Raw genomic sequence first — 21,652 nt, 5'->3', positions numbered from 1 at the left:
GTTTATACGAACTAAGAACCTTAAGTTGACGGCATTGGGGGTAGGGGGGTGGACTAGCAACTGCTATAAAACAACAAAGCCTGACCAATAATGGTCAGGCTTTGCCTATCTAAAGAGAAAGAAGGTGCTTTTTAGGCAGAGAATGAACTACCACAGCCACACGTGCTGGTAGCTTGCGGGTTGTTAAAGGTAAAGCCGCGGGCATTCAGGCCGTCCTGAAAATCCACTTGCATACCCATTACATACATACCGTGCTTCTTGTCCATGATCAGGTTTACGCCGTCTATGTTGTAAACTTCATCAGCTTCTTTTGCTTTGTCGAAGCCAAGCAGGTACGACATACCAGAACAGCCACCGCCTTGCACACCTACGCGCAGGCCGTAATCTTCTGGTACATTTTTCTCTTGCATTATATTTCTAACCTCAGCTAGTGCTCTTTCTGTAAGAGTGATAGGTGCAGTTTTAGTTTCTGTTACAGTTGCCATAGTTCTAAATATCTTGATGGTCCCACAAATTTAAACAAATTCTAATTAAAAACTTTGTTGTGGTAGCCTTACGTTATATAAACAGGCTTTACGCTTAAATGATTCAGGAAATACTAAATTAATTTTTTGCGATATTTATAGCCTCAACAAAAACAACTATGAAAGACGTAACATTGTTTATAATCGACCTCCTGAAAATTGCTTTGCCAGCACTTATTGTGGCAGGGGCAATGTATATGCTCATAAAAAAATACTTCGACCAAGATCAAAGAACACGTGTGATAGAACTACGCATGAAAAACACCGAGGTGGTGTTGCCGATCAGGCTACAAGCCTATGAGCGGGTGGTACTGCTGCTGGAGCGTATCACGCCGAGTAACCTGTTGCTGCGTGTTAGCGGTGCAGGACAAACGGCAACTGATTACCACCGTGTGCTTTTAGCTGAAATACGAAGCGAGTTCAATCACAATATGTCGCAGCAGGTATATATGTCGGGGCAGGCATGGCAGCAGGTAAAGCAGGCGCGCGAAGAAGTTGTAAACTTAATCAATCAGACTTACCAGGAGCTTCCAGACAAAACAAAAGGAACAGATCTAGCGAAGCGTGTGCTGGAGAAAATACTCGCACAGGAAACTGATCCTACAGCCCAGGCCATTAACTTTTTAAAACAGGAAATAGGGCAAGTGTTTTAAGTTAGAGATTTAAAGAGTTAGAGGGTTTAAGAGTTAAATGTACACTCCAAAACCCTCTAACTCTTTAAATCTCTAACTCATATCATCCTACCACTTCTCTCAGTTTCTCAACAAGTGCTTCGACTTGCTCTACTGAGTGGGCGGGGAAGCTGGCTATTCTGATTTGTTTTTCTTTGTAGTCGCCGTAGCCGCTGCCTACAGCCTTATCAAAGGGAGCCAGTAATTTATTTATTTCTGATGCGGCTATAGTTGTGTTGGCTACTATAGTTGTCTGCGACTGATGGGCGGGATTTTCTACGGCTGGAGAAAAAACTTTGCTTTCGGCCAGATATGTATAGATAGTCTCTGCTTTTTGGGCAGCTTCTGCTCTAATGGTTTCTATACCTTTCTGCAGCATATCCTCCAGCACTTTGCCCAGCAGGTAAATGTTGAGCACGTTTGGTGTTTCAACCGTTTGGTTAGCCTTTGCTTTGCTCAATGCAGCAGGTATACTATGGTAGGAGCCAAGCGATAAACCTTTTTCTTTCAAGGCCTCTGCTTTTGCCACACATCTGTCGTTTAGGAGCCAAACTCCTAAGCCAGCTGGCAAACCAAAGCATTTCTGTACCGAAAAATATACTGAGTCTACTTTATCATAATTGAAAGCAGGTATAGGCAGGGCAGATACCGCATCTACAAAAAGCAACGTATCAGCACTTACTTTATCTCTAAACTTGTTAATGTCAGCAACAGGCAGAGAGGCGCCAGAGCTTGTTTCGTTGTGAATAAGCGCCACCAATTCTGCCGAAGCAGGGACTTCTATACTTTCTACATTGAAGCCTTGGCTGAAAGGCGCTTCATACTTTGTTGCCTTTTTGCCCAACTCACCAGCTACCTGGTAAAAACGCTTTGAAAAGGAGCCATTTACCAGATGAAAGCTTTCGTGCTCCACAGTGTTCTGAATGGCCCGTTCCCAAATCTCATTCGCAGAAGACATAAACAGCACTTCGTAGTTAGAAGGCAGCTGCAGTAACTCCCGCAAACCAGCCTCGGCCTTCGCATAAATCTCTTTAAACTGCTGGCTTCGGTGCGAAATACTGGCAACTTTTTCTTCTAAAGCCGTTTGCATGTGCTGCGCTACGGTAGGGTACAGCTCAGATGGACCAGGTGTGAAGTATATCTTTTTGTTCATACTTGTCGTGTATGGTATGGCGTTTTTTGTGTTTGGGGTAAAAATCTTAAAATACTGGCTAACCTATGGTACAAGCGGACATTTGCGCCATAAGTTAGCCAGTATTTTAACTAAGCAGCAGTAACCTGGTGGTTCACAATTAACTAGTATAACATTCTGAACTTGATGGTGTGCTGTATTTGCTTCAGATCATGGATTACTTGCTTGTTATACCCCTTGTTGATATCCGTAATCACGTAACCTACCTGCTCGTTTGTTTTGAGATATTGGCCTTCAATGTTTACATGGTTCTTCGCCAGCACATTGTTGATGTTAGCCAGCACACCAGGCACGTTTTTATGTATATGAATTAAGCGGTGTGCATCTCGCAATTCTGGCAACTGTATGTTCGGGAAGTTAACGCTCTGGTAAGTGTTACCAGCATTGATATACTCCATGATACGCCTTGGTACGAAGTGCGCAATGTTTTCCTGGGCTTCACTGGTGCTGCCACCAATATGCGGAGTAAGTATCACATTAGATAGTCCACGCAGTTCACTTACAAATTCTTCTGCGTTGGTGGCTGGTTCCTCAGGGAACACATCTACTGCGGCACCTCTTATTTTTCCTGATTTTATGGCATTCACCAGGCTTGGAACGTCTACTACGTGCCCGCGGCTCAGGTTAAGGAAAATAGCTCCGTCTTTCATGGCAGCAAACTCAGCTTCGCCAAACATGTTGGTGTTGCTCTTGCGACCATCTACGTGCAGCGTCACAAAATCAGATACCTCCAGCAGTTCCTGTAAAGTTTCGCACTTGCGGGCGTTACCTAGCTGTAGTTTCTCCACTACATCATAGTAGTAAACTACCATGCCCAAGGCTTCCGCTAATACAGAAAGTTGTGCCCCGATGTTGCCGTAGCCAACTATGCCAAGCTTTTTGTCGCGTATTTCGTTGCTACCCGCTGCAGACTTATCCCACTTGCCTTGGTGCATTTTAGAGCTCTTATCGAAGATGTCGCGGCTAAGCATGATGATTTGGCCGATAGCCAATTCCACCACACTACGGGTATTGCTGAAAGGTGCATTGAACACTGTTATACCTGCATCCAGTGCGGTTGAAAGGTCTATCTGGTTAGTACCGATACAAAAGGCCCCGATGCACATCAGCTTGTTTGCGTGCTCCAGTACCTTTTTGGTAATCTGAGTTTTAGAGCGTATACCTATTATGGAAATGTCCTTGATGCGCTCAATCAGTTCTTCTTCGCTTAGAGCGCCAGCCACAGTTTCTACCTGATAACCCTCTTTACGGAACAGTTCTACCGCCTTTGGATGGATATTTTCCAATAACAGCACTTTAATGCGGTTCTTTGGATAAGAGATAGCCATAGGCAGCTTGTTCTGATAAAGGAATTCGTCTAAGCTTGGGGCTATGTGCTCAGCTTTGGCAATTACATTATCACGCGAAATGTTCTCTGTGAAAGCATAGAACTTGTTAGCCAGTCCTGCTTCTTTTATCTCATAATCTGTATAGCCATCGCCTAGCACGTACACATCGCCTTGCAGGGCAAGTGTTTCTAATAGCTTAATTTTCCCTTTATCCAGGCTCAGTACGTTTTCCTCGTCAAACCCTATAATGTTGCCGTTTTCATCATATCGGAACGTGTTGGCATAAATGTTCTCTTCTTTGATGCCGTATTCGGTCACAATAGGAGTGATAAACTCTTTGAAACCGCTGGAAACTATAAAAATAGAGTCCGCATAGGTAGTCAGGAATTCTTTGTTGCGCTTAACAGACTCCGAGACTTTAGTTTGCAGAGTAGAGATAAGTGGCTGTAGGTGCTTTTTATTTGCTTTGAGTAAATCCAGTCGCTTTACCAGACCTTCCGTGAACGAACTTTTGCCATCCATGGCGCCGTTCGTAAGGTCTTTTATCTGCTGAAGAATCTCGTCTTTGTTTTCTTCGCCTTGAAGAGAGATTTCCCCTAGCTCATCCAGCGCCTCAACCTGTGTAAAGGTGCTATCAAAATCAATGATAAAATACTTTTCTTTACTCATTATGCTATTGGTTTTCAGGTGCTGCTATCAATTGAAAATGATAGCGAAGTATGTGTTTTTTTGATGTTTACACTTACTTTATAGTAGGTGTGGCCTTACAAGTGGCAAATATACAAGTAAAAAAATCCAGCAACAGGTAAATTGCTGGATTTATAAAAAAGATCGTTACTTCTTTTGATTAAAGAAGCGCTAGTTGCTCATTTATGATACGCTGGTAGAATTTTTCGTAAAGCGGTACTATTTTGTCAATGTTGAAATCGTGCGCGCGTGCCAGCGCATTAGCCTTAAAGCGGGGCAGGTTGTCATCCTGTAGCACATACAGCGCTTTTTGCACCATCTCGTCCACATCGCCAACAGGGCAGGCAAAACCTGTTACGCCATCAATATTTAACTCAGGTATGCCACCAGCGTTCGAAGATATAACAGGTACCTCACAAGCCATAGCCTCTAATGCCGCTAAACCAAAGCTTTCTTTTTCGGAAGGCATCAGGAACAAATCGGCCACAGAAAGTACTTCTTCCACAGCTTCCATTTTGCCCAGAAAACGTGTGTCCTGGCAAATGTTCAGTTCACGGCAGAGTTTCTCCATTTTGGGTCGCTCAGGGCCATCGCCTACCAATAGCAGTTTGCTCGGTATTTTTTCACGCACCTTCGCAAAAATCTTTATCACATCCTGAATACGCTTCACACCGCGGAAATTGGAAGTATGAATCAGTAGCTTTTCATCATTCGGACTGATGGCCATACGGAAGTGATCCTTCTTCTGGCGCTTGAATTTCTTCAGGTCTATGAAGTTGGGTATCACCTCAATCTCCTTCTCTATCGGGAAGAACTCATAGGTTTCGGTACGTAGACTATCAGAAACAGCCGTTACGCCGTCAGATTGGTTAATGCTGAAAGTAACTACTGGCTCAAAAGACACATCTTTGCCTACCAGCGTGATATCGGTGCCGTGCAAAGTAGTAATGATGGGTATATGAATGCCCTTCGTTCGCAGAATCTGCTTAGCCATGAAAGCTGCCGAAGCATGGGGAATGGCATAATGTACGTGTAGCACATCCAGCTTTTCGAACCTGACAATATCCACCATTTTACTAGCAAGTGCCAGTTCGTATGGAGGGTACTGAAAAAGTGGGTAGGAAGGTATATGTACTTCGTGATAAAATAAATTCTCGTTAAAAAAGTCGAGACGCGCAGGTTGGCTGTAGGTTATAAAATGTACCTGGTGCCCTTTTACTGCGAGTTCTTTGCCTAGTTCTGTGGCTACTACGCCACTTCCGCCGAAGGTCGGATAACAGACGATCCCTATTCTCATTTTATAGTATACTATAGAAACAACAAATGCAGCTATGTTAGGTAGCTGCACTCGTAAAATTACAGGTTATTTTTATGTTTTAGGTACAAAGGCCTGATATATCACATCATGTATACGTGTACGGATATTATATTTCACCAATTTGTTGCTTCCCGCATCAGGGTAAACTCTGTTAGACAGGAAGATATAGATCAAGTTGTTCTCTGGGTCTACCCAAGCTCCCGTTCCTGTAAAGCCTGTATGCCCGAAGGTACTTAAAGAGGCATAGCTCGATGTTGGGCCGTTTCCGTCTGGGTCAGGTTTATCCCAACCAAGGCCTCGGCGGCTATTACTAAATTGCTTTTTAGAGAACTCTGTTACTACCTTGCTGCCAAAATACTGGTGGCCGCCATATACCCCGTCCTGCAGGTTCATCTGTAAGAGCACTGCCAAATCGTTAGCATTAGAGAACAAACCTGCATGCCCGGCTACACCTCCCAGCATGGCGGCTCCCTGGTCGTGTACGGTGCCCTGGAGCAGGCTATGGCGGAAATAAGTGTCTTTTTCTGTCGGAGCAATGTCTTCAGGAGAATGTTTTTGAAGCGGCTTGTACATCATGGTACTCAAACCAAGTGGCGCATAAAAGTTCTGATCAAGGAACTCGTCCAGTGGTTGGTTTAAGAGCTGCTCTGCTACACGCTTCAGCACGTAAAAATCAAGATCGCTATACTTATAATCATAGCCTTTGCCATCTTTCCGCAGCGGTAGCAGTTTAGATTTTACCGTCCAGGCCCAAACAGTGTCTTCTGTGGCAATATTTGAGAAGAAGCCAGGGCTTACCTCGTTCGGGTAAATATCATTTTGGGTGCTTGCGTAAAATAGCTGCTTCGCCTTTAAGGAATTTTGCCAGTACGGTAACCCTGGTAGTAGGCCAGCCTGGTGCGTCAGCACGTCGCGCATAACAATGTTTTCCTTGTTAGTGCCTTTCAGTTCTGGCAGGTAAGCCGAAACCTTTTCATCCAGGTTTATTTTTCCCTGATCTTTCAGAAACATAATGGCCTGTAGTGTAGCAGCCACTTTGGTAATAGAAGCTATATCGTAAATGGTATTGTTTGTAACTGGCTTCTCTTTATCATAAGTATAGTAACCGTACGACTTGTTATATACGACCGTACCATCTTTTACCACTAATACTTGTGCGCCTGGGGTAGCTGCATAAGCAATGGCCTCTAAAGCAATATTGTCAACCTGGGCAAGCATTTTAGGATCCATGCCTACACTTTCAGGAGAACCATACTTCAGGCGGTTCAGAGGGATGGTTGCTACCCCTGTGCCTGATTTAAACTTAGCTGACGCTGTAACAGGTAACTTACCCTTGGCTGCTCTGGCACCAAACAATACCTGTGGCACCAGCGATTGGGCAATGGCATTATCTTCGTAGCCACACACCAGCCAGTTTATTCCCTCGAAATACTTTAAGCTGTAGGCATTGCCCATAACGGCCACTACCACCTTTTTGTCTGTCTGCTCCTGCAGGTACTTTATAAAGGCTCTTGTATTTATACCTATACCAAAGTCTTTGTAAGGAGTAGAGTTCATATTATGGATACTCACCACTACCACATCATGGTCTTTCAGTTTTGGTATAATGGAGGTGAATGACGTATCTGGTGCAAAGCGATCTGAAATAGCGAATTTTGTAACAGGAGCATAGTAGCCGAGCGTTTCCTGAAACTTGTTCTTCTCTGTTACACCCACGGCCACAGAGGCTATTTTCAAAGTATCTAAGTAGCGGAAAGGCAAGAGCCCATCTTTATTCTGCAGTACCGTTACGGCGTGCTCGTAAAGCTGTTCCTGCACTACTGTGCTTATAGGTCTGTCTATTTCTTCTTGCAGGTTCTGGAGCTCAACAGGTTTATAGTTGTTCAGGCCAGCCCAATACTTAGCGTGCAAAATCTTTTTTACACGGTGGTTCACATTCGCGGAATCTAACAAGCCAGCTTTCAGAGCTGCTCTTATTTTAGAAATGGCGGTAGGTACATCCTCAGGGAAAAGCAACACGTCGTTACCTGCCATCAATGCTTTTAAGTCAACTTCGCCAGGTTTGTGATACTTAGTTACACCTTTCATGTTAAGGGCGTCTGTAAAAACCAGCCCCTTATAGTTCATTTTTTCTTTAAGTAAGCCAGTAACCAGTGGTTGCGATAGGGTAGTGGCGAGGTTGCGGGTGCTGTCTACGCTAGGTAGGTACAGGTGCGCCACCATCACGCCCATTACGCCAGCATCAAAAGCTTGCTTGAAGGGATAAAGCTCCACCTCATTCAGGCGCTTAATGTTGTGCTGCACTACAGGGAGTGAGAGGTGAGAATCGGTGTCGGTGTCGCCGTGGCCAGGGAAATGTTTGGCTACCGCAATGATGCCGTGGTCCTGTAGGCCTTTGATGTAGGCAATGCCTCTCTTCGTTACTTCTTCTTTAGACTCGCCAAAAGAACGGTTGCCGATTACAGGGTTTGCAGGGTTTACGTTCACGTCCATTACAGGCGAAAAGCTAACGTGCACGCCCAGACGCTTCATCTTCAGGGCAATTTCACGACCCATCAGGTAAATGTAGCGGTCATCGTCAATAGCCCCCAGTGTCATTTGCCTGGCAAAGCTCATGCTGCTATCCAAGCGCATGCCTAAGCCCCACTCCGCATCCATGGCTACAAGCAATGGTACTTTAGCTTCGGCCTGGTAGCGGTTGTTTAGTTTTGCCTGTCGCACAGGGCCACCCTGCATAAACATAAGGCCCCCGATGCCATAGCGCATCACCAAAGTATCTATCTGGCGGAAGTGCTTTTCATCTTTGTTAGAGTAGGCGGCCACCATAAACAGCTGGCCAATGCGCTGGTCTGGTGTCAAAGCATTATATACGCTGTCGACCCAAGCCTTCTCCTGCTCGTCTACCACGGCCTCTTCCGAGGGCTTATGCGACATCAGCGGTCCCATGCCGAGAAAAAGAAGAATCAACAACCCTAAACTAAAACGCTTTAACATCCTACACTGGTATTATAATAATTGGAACAAGTCGAAATTAAGCCTAATTTTGTAAGAGACAGTTTGCTGACAGAACAGGGTAAAGTACCCTAAGCAATGCTGCACTTAACCGATTAGAAAGACGAAAGGCTTTGTGCCTGATAAGCTTATACATGGTAAATCAAGCATAAACCTATATATATTGTTAACGCTGCTGCTGCTAAAAACGATACAGTTAAATATCTAAGGATTTAAAACTGTAAAAGAGAGCAAAAGCATACATTTTAAAGCCTTCGTTTCTTAATTGGTCTCTAATTTAACAATAAATTTCAATCTGAATAAGTTCTGTTTTCACTATTTAGTAAAGCAAATTCTTGGCCGTAATTTAATTCTGAGCCCTTATTCGGAGAAAAAATAAAAAAAACAGAGTTTAGAAATCGGATGCCCGACCTTATACACTTATTGCCAGATTACCTAGCCAACCAGATTGCGGCAGGCGAAGTAGTGCAGCGGCCAGCGTCTGTTGTAAAGGAACTGCTGGAAAATGCCATTGATGCCAAAGCCACCAATGTGCAGCTGATTGTGAAAGAAGCTGGCAAGCAGCTGGTGCAGGTGGTAGATAATGGTATTGGTATGTCTGAAACCGATGCCCGCATGTGCTTTGAGCGGCATGCTACTTCTAAAATAAGCTCTACCGAAGACTTGTTTCGCATCAGAACGATGGGCTTTAGAGGAGAGGCAATGGCCTCTATTGGGGCTGTGGCGCAGGTAGAGCTGAAAACAAAGCCTCAAGCGGCTGAAACAGGTACCAAGTTACTGGTAGAGGGTTCTGCTGTGGTGGTGCAGGAGCCTGCCGTTGTGCCTGTGGGTACTTCTATCTCTGTAAAAAACTTGTTTTACAACGTACCCGCCCGTCGCAATTTTCTTAAAACAAACGCAGTGGAAATGCGCCACATACTCGATGAATTTCAGCGGGTGGCATTGGCGTACCCCGACATCGCTTTTTCGCTTTACCACAACGATACAGAAGTTTTTAACCTTCCCAGCACGAAGCTGAGCCAGCGCATTGTAGGCATTTTCGGTAATAACTATAAGGAGCAGATGGCGTTTTGCGAGGAAGATACGTCTTTCCTGAGTGTGCGAGGCTACATTGGTAAACCAGAGTCTGCCAAGAAAACCCGGGGCGAGCAATTCTTCTTTGTAAACAACCGTTTTATTAAGAGCGGCTACCTGAACCATGCCGTCATGATGGCCTACGAAGGCTTGCTTCCGAAGGACAGTTACCCGTTTTATGTGCTCTTTATAGATATTGAGCCCGATAAAATTGACATAAACGTACACCCGACTAAGACCGAAATAAAGTTTGAGGATGAGAAAACGGTGTATGCCATAGTACACGCAGCTGTTAAAAAGGCTTTGGGGATACATAATATTGCCCCTTCGCTTGATTTCCAGAATGATGTGAATTTTGCGCCACTACAGCCAATCCGTATAGAAGGTGGCCGTAATGAGTTTGATGGAGACGGTAGCTTTTCTGGTTTCAAGGCACCTACTCCACCTAAACGAGCTAGTTCTAGTGGTTGGGAGCAGTTATACGAGCCTCTGAAGCAGCAGCCTGAGCAAGAGGAACGTATTACCTCAGCCTCTAGCATGGGCCTGCTCGACGATGCTTTTGCAGTAGATGCGCCCACTACCTTTAACAAAACACTGCAGGTGCACCAAAAGTATTTGCTGGTGCAGGTAAAATCTGGCGTAATGGTAGTGGACCAGCAGGCTGCGCAGGAGCGTATTCTGTATGAGAAGTATATTGGGAATCAGCAAAAGAAAGCTGTTATTTCTCAAACCTTACTTTTTCCGCAAACCGTAGAACTTTCACCTGCCGATGCTTTGCTGCTAAAAGAACTGGCCCCAGAGTTTAAGGACTTGGGCTTCCAGTTTGAGGATTTTGGAGGCTACACCATCATTTTGAACGCTGTGCCTGCCGATGTGCAGGCTGCTAATGAAAAGGAGTTGCTGGAAGAGCTTATTGAGCAATATAAAAACAATCTGGCCACTCTAAAGCTTGATAAAAGGGAAAACCTAGCTCGTGCTATGGCCAAGCGACTTTCTTCTAAGGTGCAGCCGCGTATGTCTGACCTGGAGATGAATTCTCTCGTAGATAAGCTTTTTGCCTGCCAGGTGCCAAACTATACACCAGGCGGTCAGAAAACGCTGGTAATCCTGGAGCTTAGCCAACTGCAGGATCTTTTTCTGAAAGGCTAATTTAAATACAGATCAAATATAAAGGTCTGCATATTTAGACTTAAACTATAGCGAATGTTTAACATAACCCCCATGGTCAGGAACCTCCTGATCATAAACGTGGTCGTATTTATACTTCAAGACAGACTGTTTCCGACAGGTCAGTTAGCACTTTATCATTTCGGATCTGAATATTTTCAGCCGATACAACTACTAACCCACATGTTTATGCACGGCGGCTGGTCCCACTTGTTCAGTAACATGTTCAGTTTATTTATATTTGGGCCGCTATTGGAGCGCTTCTGGGGTGCACAGCGCTTTCTGATGTTTTACCTGATTACAGGTTTGGGCGCAAGTTTACTGTACATGGGTGTTCGTGCCTATGAACTGCACCAACTACAGCAGGACACTATTTCTTATATTGAGAACCCAAGCCCAATTGCCTTTAGTAATTACTTAGAAGACCACGTGGGGCCTGGGTATGGTCGTGAGGAAGCTATAGAGTACCATCGGAATCCAGACGTGCCAGAATATGTAGAGGCTACGAAAAGCCTGGTTAAAACTATTTATCAGAGAATTTTCAATACACCTTTGCTGGGAGCTTCGGGCGCTGTTTTTGGTATTTTGATGGCTTTTGGCATGTTATTTCCGAACCTGGAGCTTTTTCTGCTGTTCTTGCCAATACCTATAAAGGCTAAATATTTCGTCTTATTTTATGGTGCCTACGAGCTTTACTCTGGCTTTAACAGAACGCCAGGCGATAACGTAGCACATTTTGCACACCTCGGCGGTATGTTATTTGCGTACATCATGATAAAAATGTGGCAGCGAAACGATTACCAGGATTACTAAACTAAAATGAGCATTTTTCAAGACATAAAAGATTCTTTTCGGCAGCCTAACAACACGCTGAAGCAGCTTATACTTATAAACGTAATCGTGTTTGTGGTGCTGGTAGTATCACGTACCATATTAAGCTGGTCTGGCTCAGGTTGGATGTTTGTAGCTGTAATGGACTATATTTCGCTGCCTTCAATCCCATACGTGCTGCTGTTCAGGCCCTGGACCCTGATTACCTACTTCTTTACGCATGTAGATTTTCTGCACATTATCTTTAATATGCTGAACATGTACTGGTTTGGGCAGCTGGTGCGGGAGTACCTGGGCGATAAACGACTTCTGAGCCTGTACATACTCGGTGGCCTGGCTGGTGGTATACTCTTCGTGGTGCTCTACAACGTATTGCCGCTCTTTAGCATGACCAATGCGCAGATGATCGGAGCCTCGGCCAGTGTGCTGGCTATAGTGGTGGCAGCCGCTACTTTATTGCCTAACTACAGCTTTAACTTGTTGCTACTCGGACCTGTAAAGATTAAATATATTGCTGCGGTGCTGGTGTTTGTTTCGTTTGCCTTTGCGGCTGGCGAAAATGCTGGTGGAAATATCGCCCACTTAGGAGGCGCTTTGTTAGGCTGGGTTTTCGTGAAGCAACTACAGCGAGGTAACGACCTAGGGCGGCCGATACATGCCACCTTCGATTTTTTTACAAACCTGTTTAAGCGCAAGCCAAAGCTGAAAGTATCGCATCGTAGGACTTCTGGAGCAGCTAACGGCTCTAAGAAAAGCCCAGGTGCCACAACAACTTTCACTGGTCCAGGTAAGCCTAGCCAAAACGAGATAGACCGCATCTTGGATAAAATCTCCAGCTCGGGCTACGAAAGCCTTTCCAAAGAAGAAAAGCAGAAGCTGTTTCAGGCAAGCCAGAAGGAGTAGTAGGCTATACTTCAAAAACTGATGGCTGTATTCAAAAACACCCCAGAAGAGTGGCAAAGACTTGATTGGGCAATCCTGCAGAACGGATGGGTGCAACTCTACCATAAACCCGACTTCCTGCTGATCGATGTCAGTTGGTTTAGGCAGCAAAGGTATCGAGTGCTAGAATTCGATTGCGGTAAATGGGCTGATCTGGAGGCGATGCATACCGAACTAAAGCAGCGGTTCAGGTTTTCAGAAAGCTACGGGAATAATTTAAATGCATTAAGGGATAGCCTTTCAGATTACGAAGTCTTTGGCGCTGGGCTTGTGGTCGTGCTTCATCATTTTGATACGATTGCTAAACAAGATGCGCAGGCCCTACTTGATGTTTTTGCTGAAAATGCCAGGCGGCACATGCTTTTGGGAGAAAGAGTGCTGACGCTGGTGCAGGTAGATAGTCCTGATACGAGTTATGAACCTGTAGGTGCTATGCCTGTGCTATGGAACCCACATGAGTGGCAGCGTTTTCGGGAGTAATTATAAACAGAAGGGGCGCTACATTTCAGTAGCGCCCCTTCTGTTTATAATCAATGATCAATTTAAAACCTAAGCAGTAGCGTTGATTTTATCAAGCGCTTCCATCACTTCCTTCACGTGGCCGCGCGAAGTCTCCAGCAATTGCTTTTCATCCTCATTTAATTGCAGCTCAATAACCTTTTCAATACCGTTCTTGCCCAGTATAACAGGTACACCTAAGTATACGCCGTCGATGCCATACTCACCTTCTAGCTTCACACATACTGGGAACACACGGCGCTGGTCGCGCACAATGGCTTCTACCATTTGGGCAGCCGCTGAGCCTGGCGCATACCAGGCAGAAGTACCCATCAGCTTCACCAACTCGCCACCGCCAGACTTTGTGCGCTCTATAATAGCGTTCAGTTTATCCTCTTCGATCAATTCAGTTACAGGTATACCACCTACCGTAGTGTAGCGCGGAAGCGGCACCATGGTATCGCCGTGGCCGCCCATCAGCACTGCTTGTATATCCTTAGGAGAAACGTTCAGTGCCTCAGCCAGGAAAGCTCTGTAGCGAGCCGTATCCAGTATACCAGCCATACCCATCACGCGGGTGCGAGGCAGTTTAGAAGTAAGATGGGCAGCATAAGTCATTACATCGAGTGGGTTAGAAACCACAATGATGATGGCGTTAGGAGAATGCTTTACAATATTTTCCGTTACCGACTTTACGATGCCCGCATTGGTAGAAATTAAGTCGTCGCGGCTCATGCCAGGCTTGCGTGGCAGGCCAGATGTAATCACCACCACATCAGAGTCAGCTGTGCGGCTGTAGTCGTTGGTAACACCTACAGTGCGTGTGTCATATAAATTAATGGGTGACTTTTGCCAGATATCAAGCGCCTTGCCTTCGGCAAAACCTTCTTTTATATCTACTAATACTACTTCGTTCGCGATTTCGCGGTAAGCTAGTACATCGGCGCAAGTAGCCCCAACGTTTCCAGCTCCAACTACAGTTACTTTCATTTTCGAATAGAGATTTTGATAGTTAGAGAATAGGTTAACTATTGTAAAAATATTGAAATTTTGATAAGATACTAGATTTTAAGCATTAGTTTCTAAGACAAAAGACACAGGACGCAAGACATAAGATTTTTAAAAAAACATACAGGCTCACAGGTACACCATATAGGTCTCGCCTAACTTTCTTTCGGCACAGAGCATTGCATGCATTTATATCCATCACAAGTTTAAACGTGGTCCTGTGTCTACTGTCCTGTGTCTTTTGTCTTAGAGAAAGTTATCTCCAGCACCCGTTCTGTCTTCTCTGTCACTTTGAAGCGATTATCCAATCTTTGCCCTACCACCCACACAATCGACTGGTCAGAGACAAGTACTGCTGTTTGGCTCTTAAGGTTGGCAGGCACTTTTTTATCGATGAGGAAATCACTGATTTTTTTCTTGCCATTCATCCCCAACGGCACAAACCAATCGCCTTCCTGCCAACTGCGCAGCTTAAGCGGGAAAGCTAGTTTATCGGCATCCAGGGCAGCCACATGAGGTTTCGTGTTCAGTTTATACTTGTCAGCATCCGCGTAGCGCAACTTTAGCTGTAGGTTGTCTGTCTCAACTTCTGTCTGGCCTTCTGCTATGGTTATACTTCCGAAGCTGCTTAGGTTTTTAGGCGTGATCACGAGCTGCTCCCTGTCCTTTACCAGCAGGTGGGTCGGAGATTCGAACTGCTTACCCGAAATGCCCTCCAGTGCCTCAACTAATTCCAGCACGACACTGTAGCTAAAAGTATAAGGCCGCAGCAACTCATGCAACACCACAGGCAAACCAGTAGCCGACAGTAAGGGCTCCAGCGAAACGTACACTACGCCATCTGCCTCTTTTATACTTTGTTGGCGTAGCTGCTCCATATAAGCGGCAACAATGGCTTCAGCGTGGCTTACCCGTTCTGCTGTCTGCTGCATCGTTTCCTCCAGGTTAGGATTTATCTCTTTCAGAACAGGAATTACATCGTGTCTTATTTTGTTACGCTGGTACTTTGTGGTTTCGTTAGAACTGTCTTCGCGCCAAATAAGCTTGTTTGAGGTTACAAAGTCATAAATATCGTCTTTGGTAACCGATAGCATCGGGCGGATGATGTGCCCGTTCTGAGGCGGAATTCCGTGCAAACCTGCTATGCCAGTACCTTTGGTGAGGTGTAGCAATATGGTTTCGGTTGTGTCGTTGCTATGATGGGCGGTGGCAAGGTAGTCGTAGCCTTCCTGCTGGCGCACCTGCTCAAACCACTGGTAGCGCAGTGTGCGGGCAGCCATCTGGATCGAGAGTTTTTCCTGCTCGGCAAAAGCGCGGGTGTTAAAGTTTTCGGTAAAGAAATGCACCTCATACTTTTTGGCCAGCTTTTTGACAAATAGTTGATCGGCTTCGGCGTCTTCGGCTCGCAGACCAAAATTGCAGTGTGCGATAGCGAAATTATATTTGAGTTGATGCAGCACTTCGCAGAGCACAATAGAGTCGATGCCGCCACTAACGGCTGCTAAAATTTTACTATCGGGCTGGCAAAGTTGGTGCGATTGAATAAAACCTAAAACTTTCTGTAGCATAAGGTTGCAGCTGGTGTTTTTTTAATAATTTTGAAATTAAAATAAGACACAGGATATAAGACTCAGGACGCAAGATGTTTCTTGTTCCTGCATGTAAGGAAGTCTTGAGTCCTGTGTCTTATGTCTTGCATCCATAAATAAATGAAGATTACAAAAGTACTGTTTTCTCTTGTCTTTGCCCTGATGACGTTCTCGGCTATGGCACAACAGCAGCAACCGCAGCAGGTTCAGTCGGATAGGGTGCAGTTGTTGCCTGGCGCCAAAGAACTGCGAGGTGGTATCTTTAACGGGCAACGCATCGATAAGATTATCGGTAACGTGTCTTTTAAGCAACGCGAGACTTATTTGTACGCTGACTCGGTTTATCAGTACCAGGGCACCGAACTGCTGGAGGCCTTTGGAAATGTGCGCATTGTACAGGGAGATACAGTAACGATTACAGGTAACCGCGGTACTTACGATGGCACCAAGCGTACAGCCAAAATGAGTGGCAATGTGGTGATGCGCGACCCCCGTATGACGCTCACTACGCCAAGCCTTGACTATGATATGACTACCCGCACAGCGGTTTACACAGAGGGAGGCGTTATCGTTGATCCTGAGAATCGCTTGGAGAGCCGCCGCGGATCTTACGACACAAACTCTAAGTTGTATACCTTTCAGAAGAATGTAAAAGTCTTCACCAAAGACTATAACATTACCGCCGAAAATATGCGCTATAATACAGAGTCTAAAGTTGTTTACTTCCAGGGCCCCACTTTTATCAAAGGCAAGCAAGGCGATTTGTATGCTGAAGAAGGTACTTATAACACCATCACTAAAGTTTCTGACTTCGGGCGTAATGCCTACATCCTGACACCTGAGTATAGATTGGGTGGCGATGACCTGCATTACGATGAAGCGCGTGGCTATGGCTATGCCAAGAAAAATGTTACACTCCGATCTTTGAAAGATGATGTGACCATTCGCGGGCAGGTAGGCCACTACTGGCGCGATAAAGGTGTGTCTAAAGTTTATGGCAACCCTGTCATGGAAACTGTGCTCGATAAAGATACTTTGTATATGTCGGCTGACACATTGATGTCGAGAGAATCGAAAGCTGCAGGTATGCCAAGCCTGCTATATGCTTACAAAGGTGTTAAGATTTTTAAATCGGACCTGCAGGGAGTTTGCGACTCTTTAACCTATAACCGTACCGATTCTGTGATGCACATGAATGTGAAGCCAGTACTGTGGAGCGATCAAAGCCAAATGGTTTCGGATACCATTCACATGGAAATCCGCAACAAGAACATTCATAAGCTATACATGTACAGCAATGCTTTTATAGCTTCAGAAGATACGCTCCAAAACTACAATCAGGTAAAAGGCCGTAGCATGACCGCTTATTTTAACAAAGGAGATTTGCGCAAAGTAGATGTGAACGGGAACGGCGAGAGCTTATACTTTGCCTTAGAGGGAGATACATTACTAACAGGCGTAAACCAGACGGTTTGTAGCGACATGGTCTTAAAATTTGCAGATAATAAATTAGATAACATCTCGTTCCTGCTTCAGCCAGATGCTAGCTTTATACCTCCTCATGAGCTAAAGGCAGAGCAGAAGCAATTGCAAGGTTTTAATTGGCAGAGCGATTTAAGGCCTGATAAGCAACAGGTATTCCGAAAGCAGGCTGCTATTGCAACTACAGCGGTTCCTGCCGAACCTGCAAAGCCGAAAAAGAAAGAAACTACGGCTATGGCATCAGGAGGAAAAGCTGCTGCACCTAAAAACGATAGTAAGGCTGCAGCGCAACCAGCAAAGCAGCAAGTGGCCGAGCCGCAGACGCAAACAAAAGTAGCTACGCCAGCAAAAGCTAATACAACAAGTGCTGGAACGCTATTAAATAAGAAGCGCGACCTGAAAAAGAACTAGTGCCAAAGTACTCTAGGTCTACAAGGCTTTGTAAGATTTGTAAATCAAATATAAATGTGATAATTTTGCCCGTTCATGAATAGAGGCTTTTTCCATACCATCTTACTTTTAGGGTTCTTGTTGCTGGCTAGTAGCTGCAGTAACTTTCAGAAGCTACTAAAGAGCAATAACGTAGAAGAGAAGTACCAAGCGGCACTGAACTACTACGAGAAAGAAGACTATTATAGGGCAAATGAGCTATTTAAGCAGGTGGTGCCGCTATTGAGCGGTACAGCAGAGGCTGAAAAGGCAAACTTCTACTACGCCAGTTCCTTCTACCATCTAGAAGAGTACATTTCTAGTTCTTACCAATTTAATCTTTTTGTTCAGACCTATCCTAGAAGCGAATACGCGGAAGAAGCTCTTTTTCTGCAAGCCAAGTCGCTGTACAACCAGTCTCCTGGTTTTGAGCAGGATCAGTCGCAGTCTATAACGGCTTTAGAGGCCTTACAAGAGTTTATACAGCGCAACCCGACTACAGCGTATGCTGAAGAGGTAAACAAGATGATTGAGGATCTGAATAGGAAACTAGACAGAAAAGCCTTTGAGAATGCTAAAGTTTATTATAACATGCGTTACTACCGTTCGGCAGTAGTAGCCTTCAATAACTTTCAGCGCGAAAATGCTTCTTCTCCGTTTAGTGAGGAGGCCGCTTTTTTAAAGCTGGAGTCTCAGTACTTGTTTGCTCAGGAAAGTGTGTTTAGTAAGCAGGAAGAGCGTTTCTTAGAAGCTGTAGATTTCTACCAAAGTTTCGTTGATCTATATCCGGAAAGCAGTTTTAAGCGTAGGGCAGAACAGATTTATGATAATACAGTAATTGAACTGGAAAAAATCAAAGTAAGAAATCAAACATCGAATCAAGCGAATTTATAATATATAATCATATGGCAGCAGTTTCATCATCAATCGTTACCCGCAACATGGCTGAGTTTGCAAAGCAAACTGGCAATGTATACATGTCTGTGGCTGTGATCTCTAAAAGAGCTAACCAGGTTTCTGTAAAGCTTAAAGAAGAGTTAAACTCTAAACTTGCTGAGTTCGCCACTACAGTGGATAACCTGGAGGAGGTATTCGAGAACCGTGAGCAGATCGAAATCTCTAAATACTATGAGCGTCTTCCGAAACCTACCAACCTTGCTATTGAGGAGTTTTTGGAGGAGAAGGTGTATTTCCGTACGCCTGACGAAGAGACACAAGACATTAACTTGTAAAAAAGGCGGTGCTCCGTCAGAAAAAAATAATACTGGGAGTTTGCGGAAGTATTGCTGCATATAAAGCGGCTTTGCTGGTACGCTTACTCGTGAAAGCAGAAGCAGAAGTACAAGTCATCATGACTGCTTCTGCTTCTGGCTTTATAACCCCTCTAACATTGGCTACGCTCTCTAAAAGGCCAGTGCTAAGCCATTTTGTGCTTAATGAGCAAACAGGCGTGTGGAGCAACCACGTAGACTTAGGCCTGTGGGCTGATGCTATAGTGGTAGCACCAGCTAGTGCCAACACTGTGGCTAAATTCGCTAACGGCTTTTGCGATAATTTGCTAAGTGCCACTTATCTTTCGGCCCGTTGCCCGGTTTTTGTGGCGCCCGCCATGGACTTAGATATGTACCAGCACCCTTCGGTGCGGGCAAACTTCAGGAAGCTGCAGGGCTATGGCAACCGCATAATAGAGGCCGGGCATGGCGAACTGGCCAGTGGCCTGGTAGGGCAGGGGCGTATGGCTGAGCCAGAGCAGATTGTGCAGGTGCTTCAAAATCATTTCTCAAACCTTGGAAAATTCGTTTAAAGGCAAAAAAGTTTTACTTACGGCTGGTCCTACTTACGAACCAATAGATCCTGTTCGCTTTATAGGGAACCACTCTACGGGTAAAATGGGTTACGCATTAGCAGAGTGTTTTGCACAGCGTGGTGCCATAGTACAGCTAGTATCGGGGCCTACAGGGCTCAAGACTGATAATGCAGCTATAACGGTAACAAGTATAACTACTGCCGACGAAATGTATGCCGCTGTAAAAGGATTAGCGCCTGATGCTGATATTTTGGTATATGCCGCCGCCATTGCCGACTATAAACCGAAGGTGGTAGCTGATCAGAAAATAAAAAAAGCGGGCAACGAACTCACAATAGAACTAGTGAAGAACGTTGATATAGCAGCGGCACTCGGAAAGGAGAAGAAAGCAGAGCAATTTGCCGTAGGTTTTGCGCTGGAAACACAAAACGAAAGCGAGAATGCCCGAGAAAAGCTCCTCAGGAAAAACTTAGACATGATTGTGCTCAACTCTCTAAACGATACAGGAGCAGGTTTTAAGCACGACACGAATAAGATTACGATTATAGAAGAAAATGCTACCACGGCTTTTGAGCTGAAACAGAAAACGGAGGTGGCAAAAGATATTGTAGATTTAATCTGGAAGCGACTTTATGCTTAAGAAAGTACTTGTAATGCTGTTGGTGGGTTTGGCAACTGTGGCTGCAAAGGCACAGGAGTTGCAGTGCGATGTGGTAGTAAATAGCGAACAAGTACAGTATACTGATCGCCAGCTGTTCACGGATATGCAGACGCGTATCTTCGAATTTATGAATCGCCGCTGGACAGATCAGCCGTACCGTAGTGAGGAGCGTATCAAATGTCGCTTACTCATTAACCTGACAGAAATGCCACAAATCGGTACTTTTAAAGCCAATGTGCAGGTAGTATCGGTGCGGCCAGCCTATGGTACTGCATATGAATCCACACTTTTCTCATTCATTGATAAAGATTGGACCTTTCTGTTTAATGATGCCCAACCGCTGGACTTTGCCGAAAACAGCTTTACTTCCAACTTGTCATCTATGCTTTCTTTTTATGCTTATATGATTATAGGCATGGACAACGATAGCTTTGGGAAAATGGGCGGCTCCACAGCTTATGACAGAGCGCGAAGTATTTTGAACCTGGCCTCGTCGCAGGGCGGTGGCTACCCTGGCTGGAAACCGTTTGAAGGTAACAGAAACCGCTACTGGATGATAGATAACTTACAAGACCCACAGTTCGTGCCGTTCCGTGAGGGCATCTACAACATGCACCGCCAAGGTCTTGATCTGATGGCGGAAAACCCAGAACAAGGTAGGAAATCTGTCTTAACTACGCTGCAGGCCATTCAGAGGCTGTCGCAGCAAAAGCCAGGAGCAGTGCTTATCCGTTCCTTTTTCGATGCCAAGGCCGATGAGTTAGTGAATGTTTTTAAAGCTGCAGCCCCAGCCGATAAGCAACAAGCCTACACCATTCTCTCGCAGGTAGACCCTACCAACAACTCCAAATACGAAGTACTGCTGCAGCGCTAGAAGGCCGCTTCAATTTAGAAGTTAAAGATTAGAAATGAGATATACACTTACGTGTCCGTTATTCTAGTCTACAGTTGGTGTTAAGCTATGAGCTGACTAAGTATTAACCATTCCAAATCTCATGTAAAGCATGTATCTTCACGTAGCTAGTATAGCTACAACATTATACTTTGCCACATGGGAAAACGCCAAGTCCGAATTTTCAAAAAAGATATCTTAAACAACGCCATGGAGCTGATCTTTCAGCCTTCTGTGCAGTTGGTGCAGCGCAATAAAGTAGTTGTGCAGGGAAAGCTATTGTCTCTGAACGATAGGCATGCCGAACTCCGCGACAGTAGCAAGAATATTCACACAGTGCCGCTAGAGCAGGTAGAGGAGATTGTTTTTGATAGGGAGGCGGCGTGGTGAGTTTTGACAGAGTATGCGGGATGAAAATTCTCTATTGCATTACTGCTCATTGAATAAAGATGATTAGCTTCTTTGTTGGGAAGAGATAGTAATGTAAGTACCCCTAAAATTGACCTCCCCCCGAAAAACCAGACCGTTGTAAAGTAGAGA

The 21,652-nt window shown here is 45.0% G+C and carries 19 protein-coding genes; 12 read left to right on the top strand and 7 right to left on the bottom strand.

Annotated elements, in window-relative coordinates; translation table 11 throughout:
* Positions 1-131: 131 nt before the first annotated feature.
* Positions 132-485 (bottom strand): HesB/IscA family protein, encoded by a 354-nt coding sequence (locus LN893_RS18775; RefSeq protein ID WP_229972787.1) that lies wholly within the window; start codon positions 483-485, stop codon positions 132-134.
* A gap of 158 nt (positions 486-643) precedes the next feature.
* Here LN893_RS18775 and LN893_RS18770 point away from each other — a divergent pair, with 158 nt between their 5' ends.
* The gene (locus LN893_RS18770; RefSeq protein WP_229972785.1) at positions 644-1,177 is read left to right on the top strand and encodes a DUF7935 family protein; all 534 of its coding nucleotides are present in this window, start codon (positions 644-646) and stop codon (positions 1,175-1,177) included.
* 82 nt (positions 1,178-1,259) lie between these two features.
* On the opposite strand, the gene LN893_RS18765 is transcribed toward LN893_RS18770, so the two are convergent.
* From LN893_RS18765 to LN893_RS18750, 4 genes are all read right to left on the bottom strand, one after another.
* Positions 1,260-2,348: an aminotransferase class V-fold PLP-dependent enzyme gene (locus LN893_RS18765; RefSeq protein ID WP_229972783.1), complete on the bottom strand. Its 1,089-nt coding sequence runs from the start codon at positions 2,346-2,348 to the stop codon at positions 1,260-1,262.
* A gap of 143 nt (positions 2,349-2,491) precedes the next feature.
* Positions 2,492-4,384 carry a phosphoglycerate dehydrogenase gene (gene serA, locus LN893_RS18760; RefSeq protein ID WP_229972781.1) on the bottom strand — a complete coding sequence of 631 codons (1,893 nt, stop codon included), beginning with the start codon at positions 4,382-4,384 and terminating at the stop codon, positions 2,492-2,494.
* Between the two features lie 178 nt (positions 4,385-4,562).
* Positions 4,563-5,699: an N-acetyl-alpha-D-glucosaminyl L-malate synthase BshA gene (gene bshA, locus LN893_RS18755; protein WP_229972779.1), complete on the bottom strand. Its 1,137-nt coding sequence runs from the start codon at positions 5,697-5,699 to the stop codon at positions 4,563-4,565.
* 72 nt (positions 5,700-5,771) lie between these two features.
* Entirely contained in the window at positions 5,772-8,714 is a 2,943-nt protein-coding gene (locus LN893_RS18750; RefSeq protein WP_229972777.1) for a serine hydrolase domain-containing protein, read from the bottom strand.
* Positions 8,715-9,134: 420 nt separating this feature from the next.
* Between LN893_RS18750 and mutL the strand changes: the two genes are divergently transcribed.
* Genes mutL through LN893_RS18730 form a run of 4 tightly spaced genes read left to right on the top strand, consistent with a single transcriptional unit; the run spans position 9,135 to position 13,226 of the window.
* Positions 9,135-10,955, top strand: coding sequence for a DNA mismatch repair endonuclease MutL (mutL, locus tag LN893_RS18745; protein WP_229972776.1), 1,821 nt, complete (start codon positions 9,135-9,137; stop codon positions 10,953-10,955).
* A 54-nt stretch (positions 10,956-11,009) separates the two neighbouring features.
* Positions 11,010-11,786 (top strand): rhomboid family intramembrane serine protease, encoded by a 777-nt coding sequence (locus LN893_RS18740; RefSeq protein WP_229972774.1) that lies wholly within the window; start codon positions 11,010-11,012, stop codon positions 11,784-11,786.
* Positions 11,787-11,792: 6 nt separating this feature from the next.
* Positions 11,793-12,707 carry a rhomboid family protein gene (locus LN893_RS18735; protein ID WP_229972772.1) on the top strand — a complete coding sequence of 305 codons (915 nt, stop codon included), beginning with the start codon at positions 11,793-11,795 and terminating at the stop codon, positions 12,705-12,707.
* A 21-nt stretch (positions 12,708-12,728) separates the two neighbouring features.
* Entirely contained in the window at positions 12,729-13,226 is a 498-nt protein-coding gene (locus LN893_RS18730; protein ID WP_229972770.1) for a barstar family protein, read from the top strand.
* A 69-nt stretch (positions 13,227-13,295) separates the two neighbouring features.
* Here the strand turns inward: LN893_RS18730 and mdh are convergent, their stop codons facing one another.
* Both mdh and tilS read right to left on the bottom strand, forming a co-directional pair.
* On the bottom strand, positions 13,296-14,234 hold the full coding sequence (gene mdh / locus LN893_RS18725) for a malate dehydrogenase (RefSeq protein WP_229972768.1): 939 nt from the start codon (positions 14,232-14,234) through the stop codon (positions 13,296-13,298).
* A 242-nt stretch (positions 14,235-14,476) separates the two neighbouring features.
* A complete protein-coding gene (tilS, locus tag LN893_RS18720; protein WP_229972767.1) occupies positions 14,477-15,820 on the bottom strand; it encodes a tRNA lysidine(34) synthetase TilS in 1,344 nt (447 codons plus the stop codon).
* A 141-nt stretch (positions 15,821-15,961) separates the two neighbouring features.
* Here tilS and LN893_RS18715 point away from each other — a divergent pair, with 141 nt between their 5' ends.
* The 7 genes from LN893_RS18715 (at position 15,962) to LN893_RS18690 (ending at position 21,502) form a co-directional block, all read left to right on the top strand.
* Positions 15,962-17,734, top strand: a complete 1,773-nt coding sequence (locus tag LN893_RS18715) for an OstA-like protein (protein WP_229972766.1) — start codon at positions 15,962-15,964, stop codon at positions 17,732-17,734.
* Positions 17,735-17,809: 75 nt separating this feature from the next.
* Positions 17,810-18,646 carry an outer membrane protein assembly factor BamD gene (locus LN893_RS18710; protein WP_229972765.1) on the top strand — a complete coding sequence of 279 codons (837 nt, stop codon included), beginning with the start codon at positions 17,810-17,812 and terminating at the stop codon, positions 18,644-18,646.
* Positions 18,647-18,657: 11 nt separating this feature from the next.
* The gene (locus LN893_RS18705) at positions 18,658-18,984 is read left to right on the top strand and encodes a DNA-directed RNA polymerase subunit omega (RefSeq protein ID WP_229972764.1); all 327 of its coding nucleotides are present in this window, start codon (positions 18,658-18,660) and stop codon (positions 18,982-18,984) included.
* Between the two features lie 8 nt (positions 18,985-18,992).
* Positions 18,993-19,556 (top strand): flavoprotein, encoded by a 564-nt coding sequence (locus LN893_RS20875; protein WP_369427706.1) that lies wholly within the window; start codon positions 18,993-18,995, stop codon positions 19,554-19,556.
* Positions 19,540-20,199, top strand: a complete 660-nt coding sequence (gene coaBC, locus LN893_RS20870) for a bifunctional phosphopantothenoylcysteine decarboxylase/phosphopantothenate--cysteine ligase CoaBC (protein ID WP_369427705.1) — start codon at positions 19,540-19,542, stop codon at positions 20,197-20,199. Before LN893_RS20875 ends, coaBC begins: the two co-directional genes overlap by 17 nt.
* Positions 20,192-21,094: a type IX secretion system protein PorD gene (porD, locus tag LN893_RS18695; protein WP_229972763.1), complete on the top strand. Its 903-nt coding sequence runs from the start codon at positions 20,192-20,194 to the stop codon at positions 21,092-21,094. The genes coaBC and porD overlap by 8 nt, the downstream gene beginning before the upstream one ends.
* Before the next feature lie 177 nt (positions 21,095-21,271).
* Entirely contained in the window at positions 21,272-21,502 is a 231-nt protein-coding gene (locus LN893_RS18690; RefSeq protein ID WP_229972760.1) for a hypothetical protein, read from the top strand.
* Positions 21,503-21,652: the final 150 nt, after the last annotated feature.

Source organism: Pontibacter harenae (assembly GCF_020907245.1).
Classification (GTDB): Bacteria; Bacteroidota; Bacteroidia; order Cytophagales; family Hymenobacteraceae; genus Pontibacter; species Pontibacter harenae.
The sequence above is the reverse complement of the archived record's forward strand: the minus strand, read 5'-3'. Positions and strand labels throughout refer to the sequence as shown.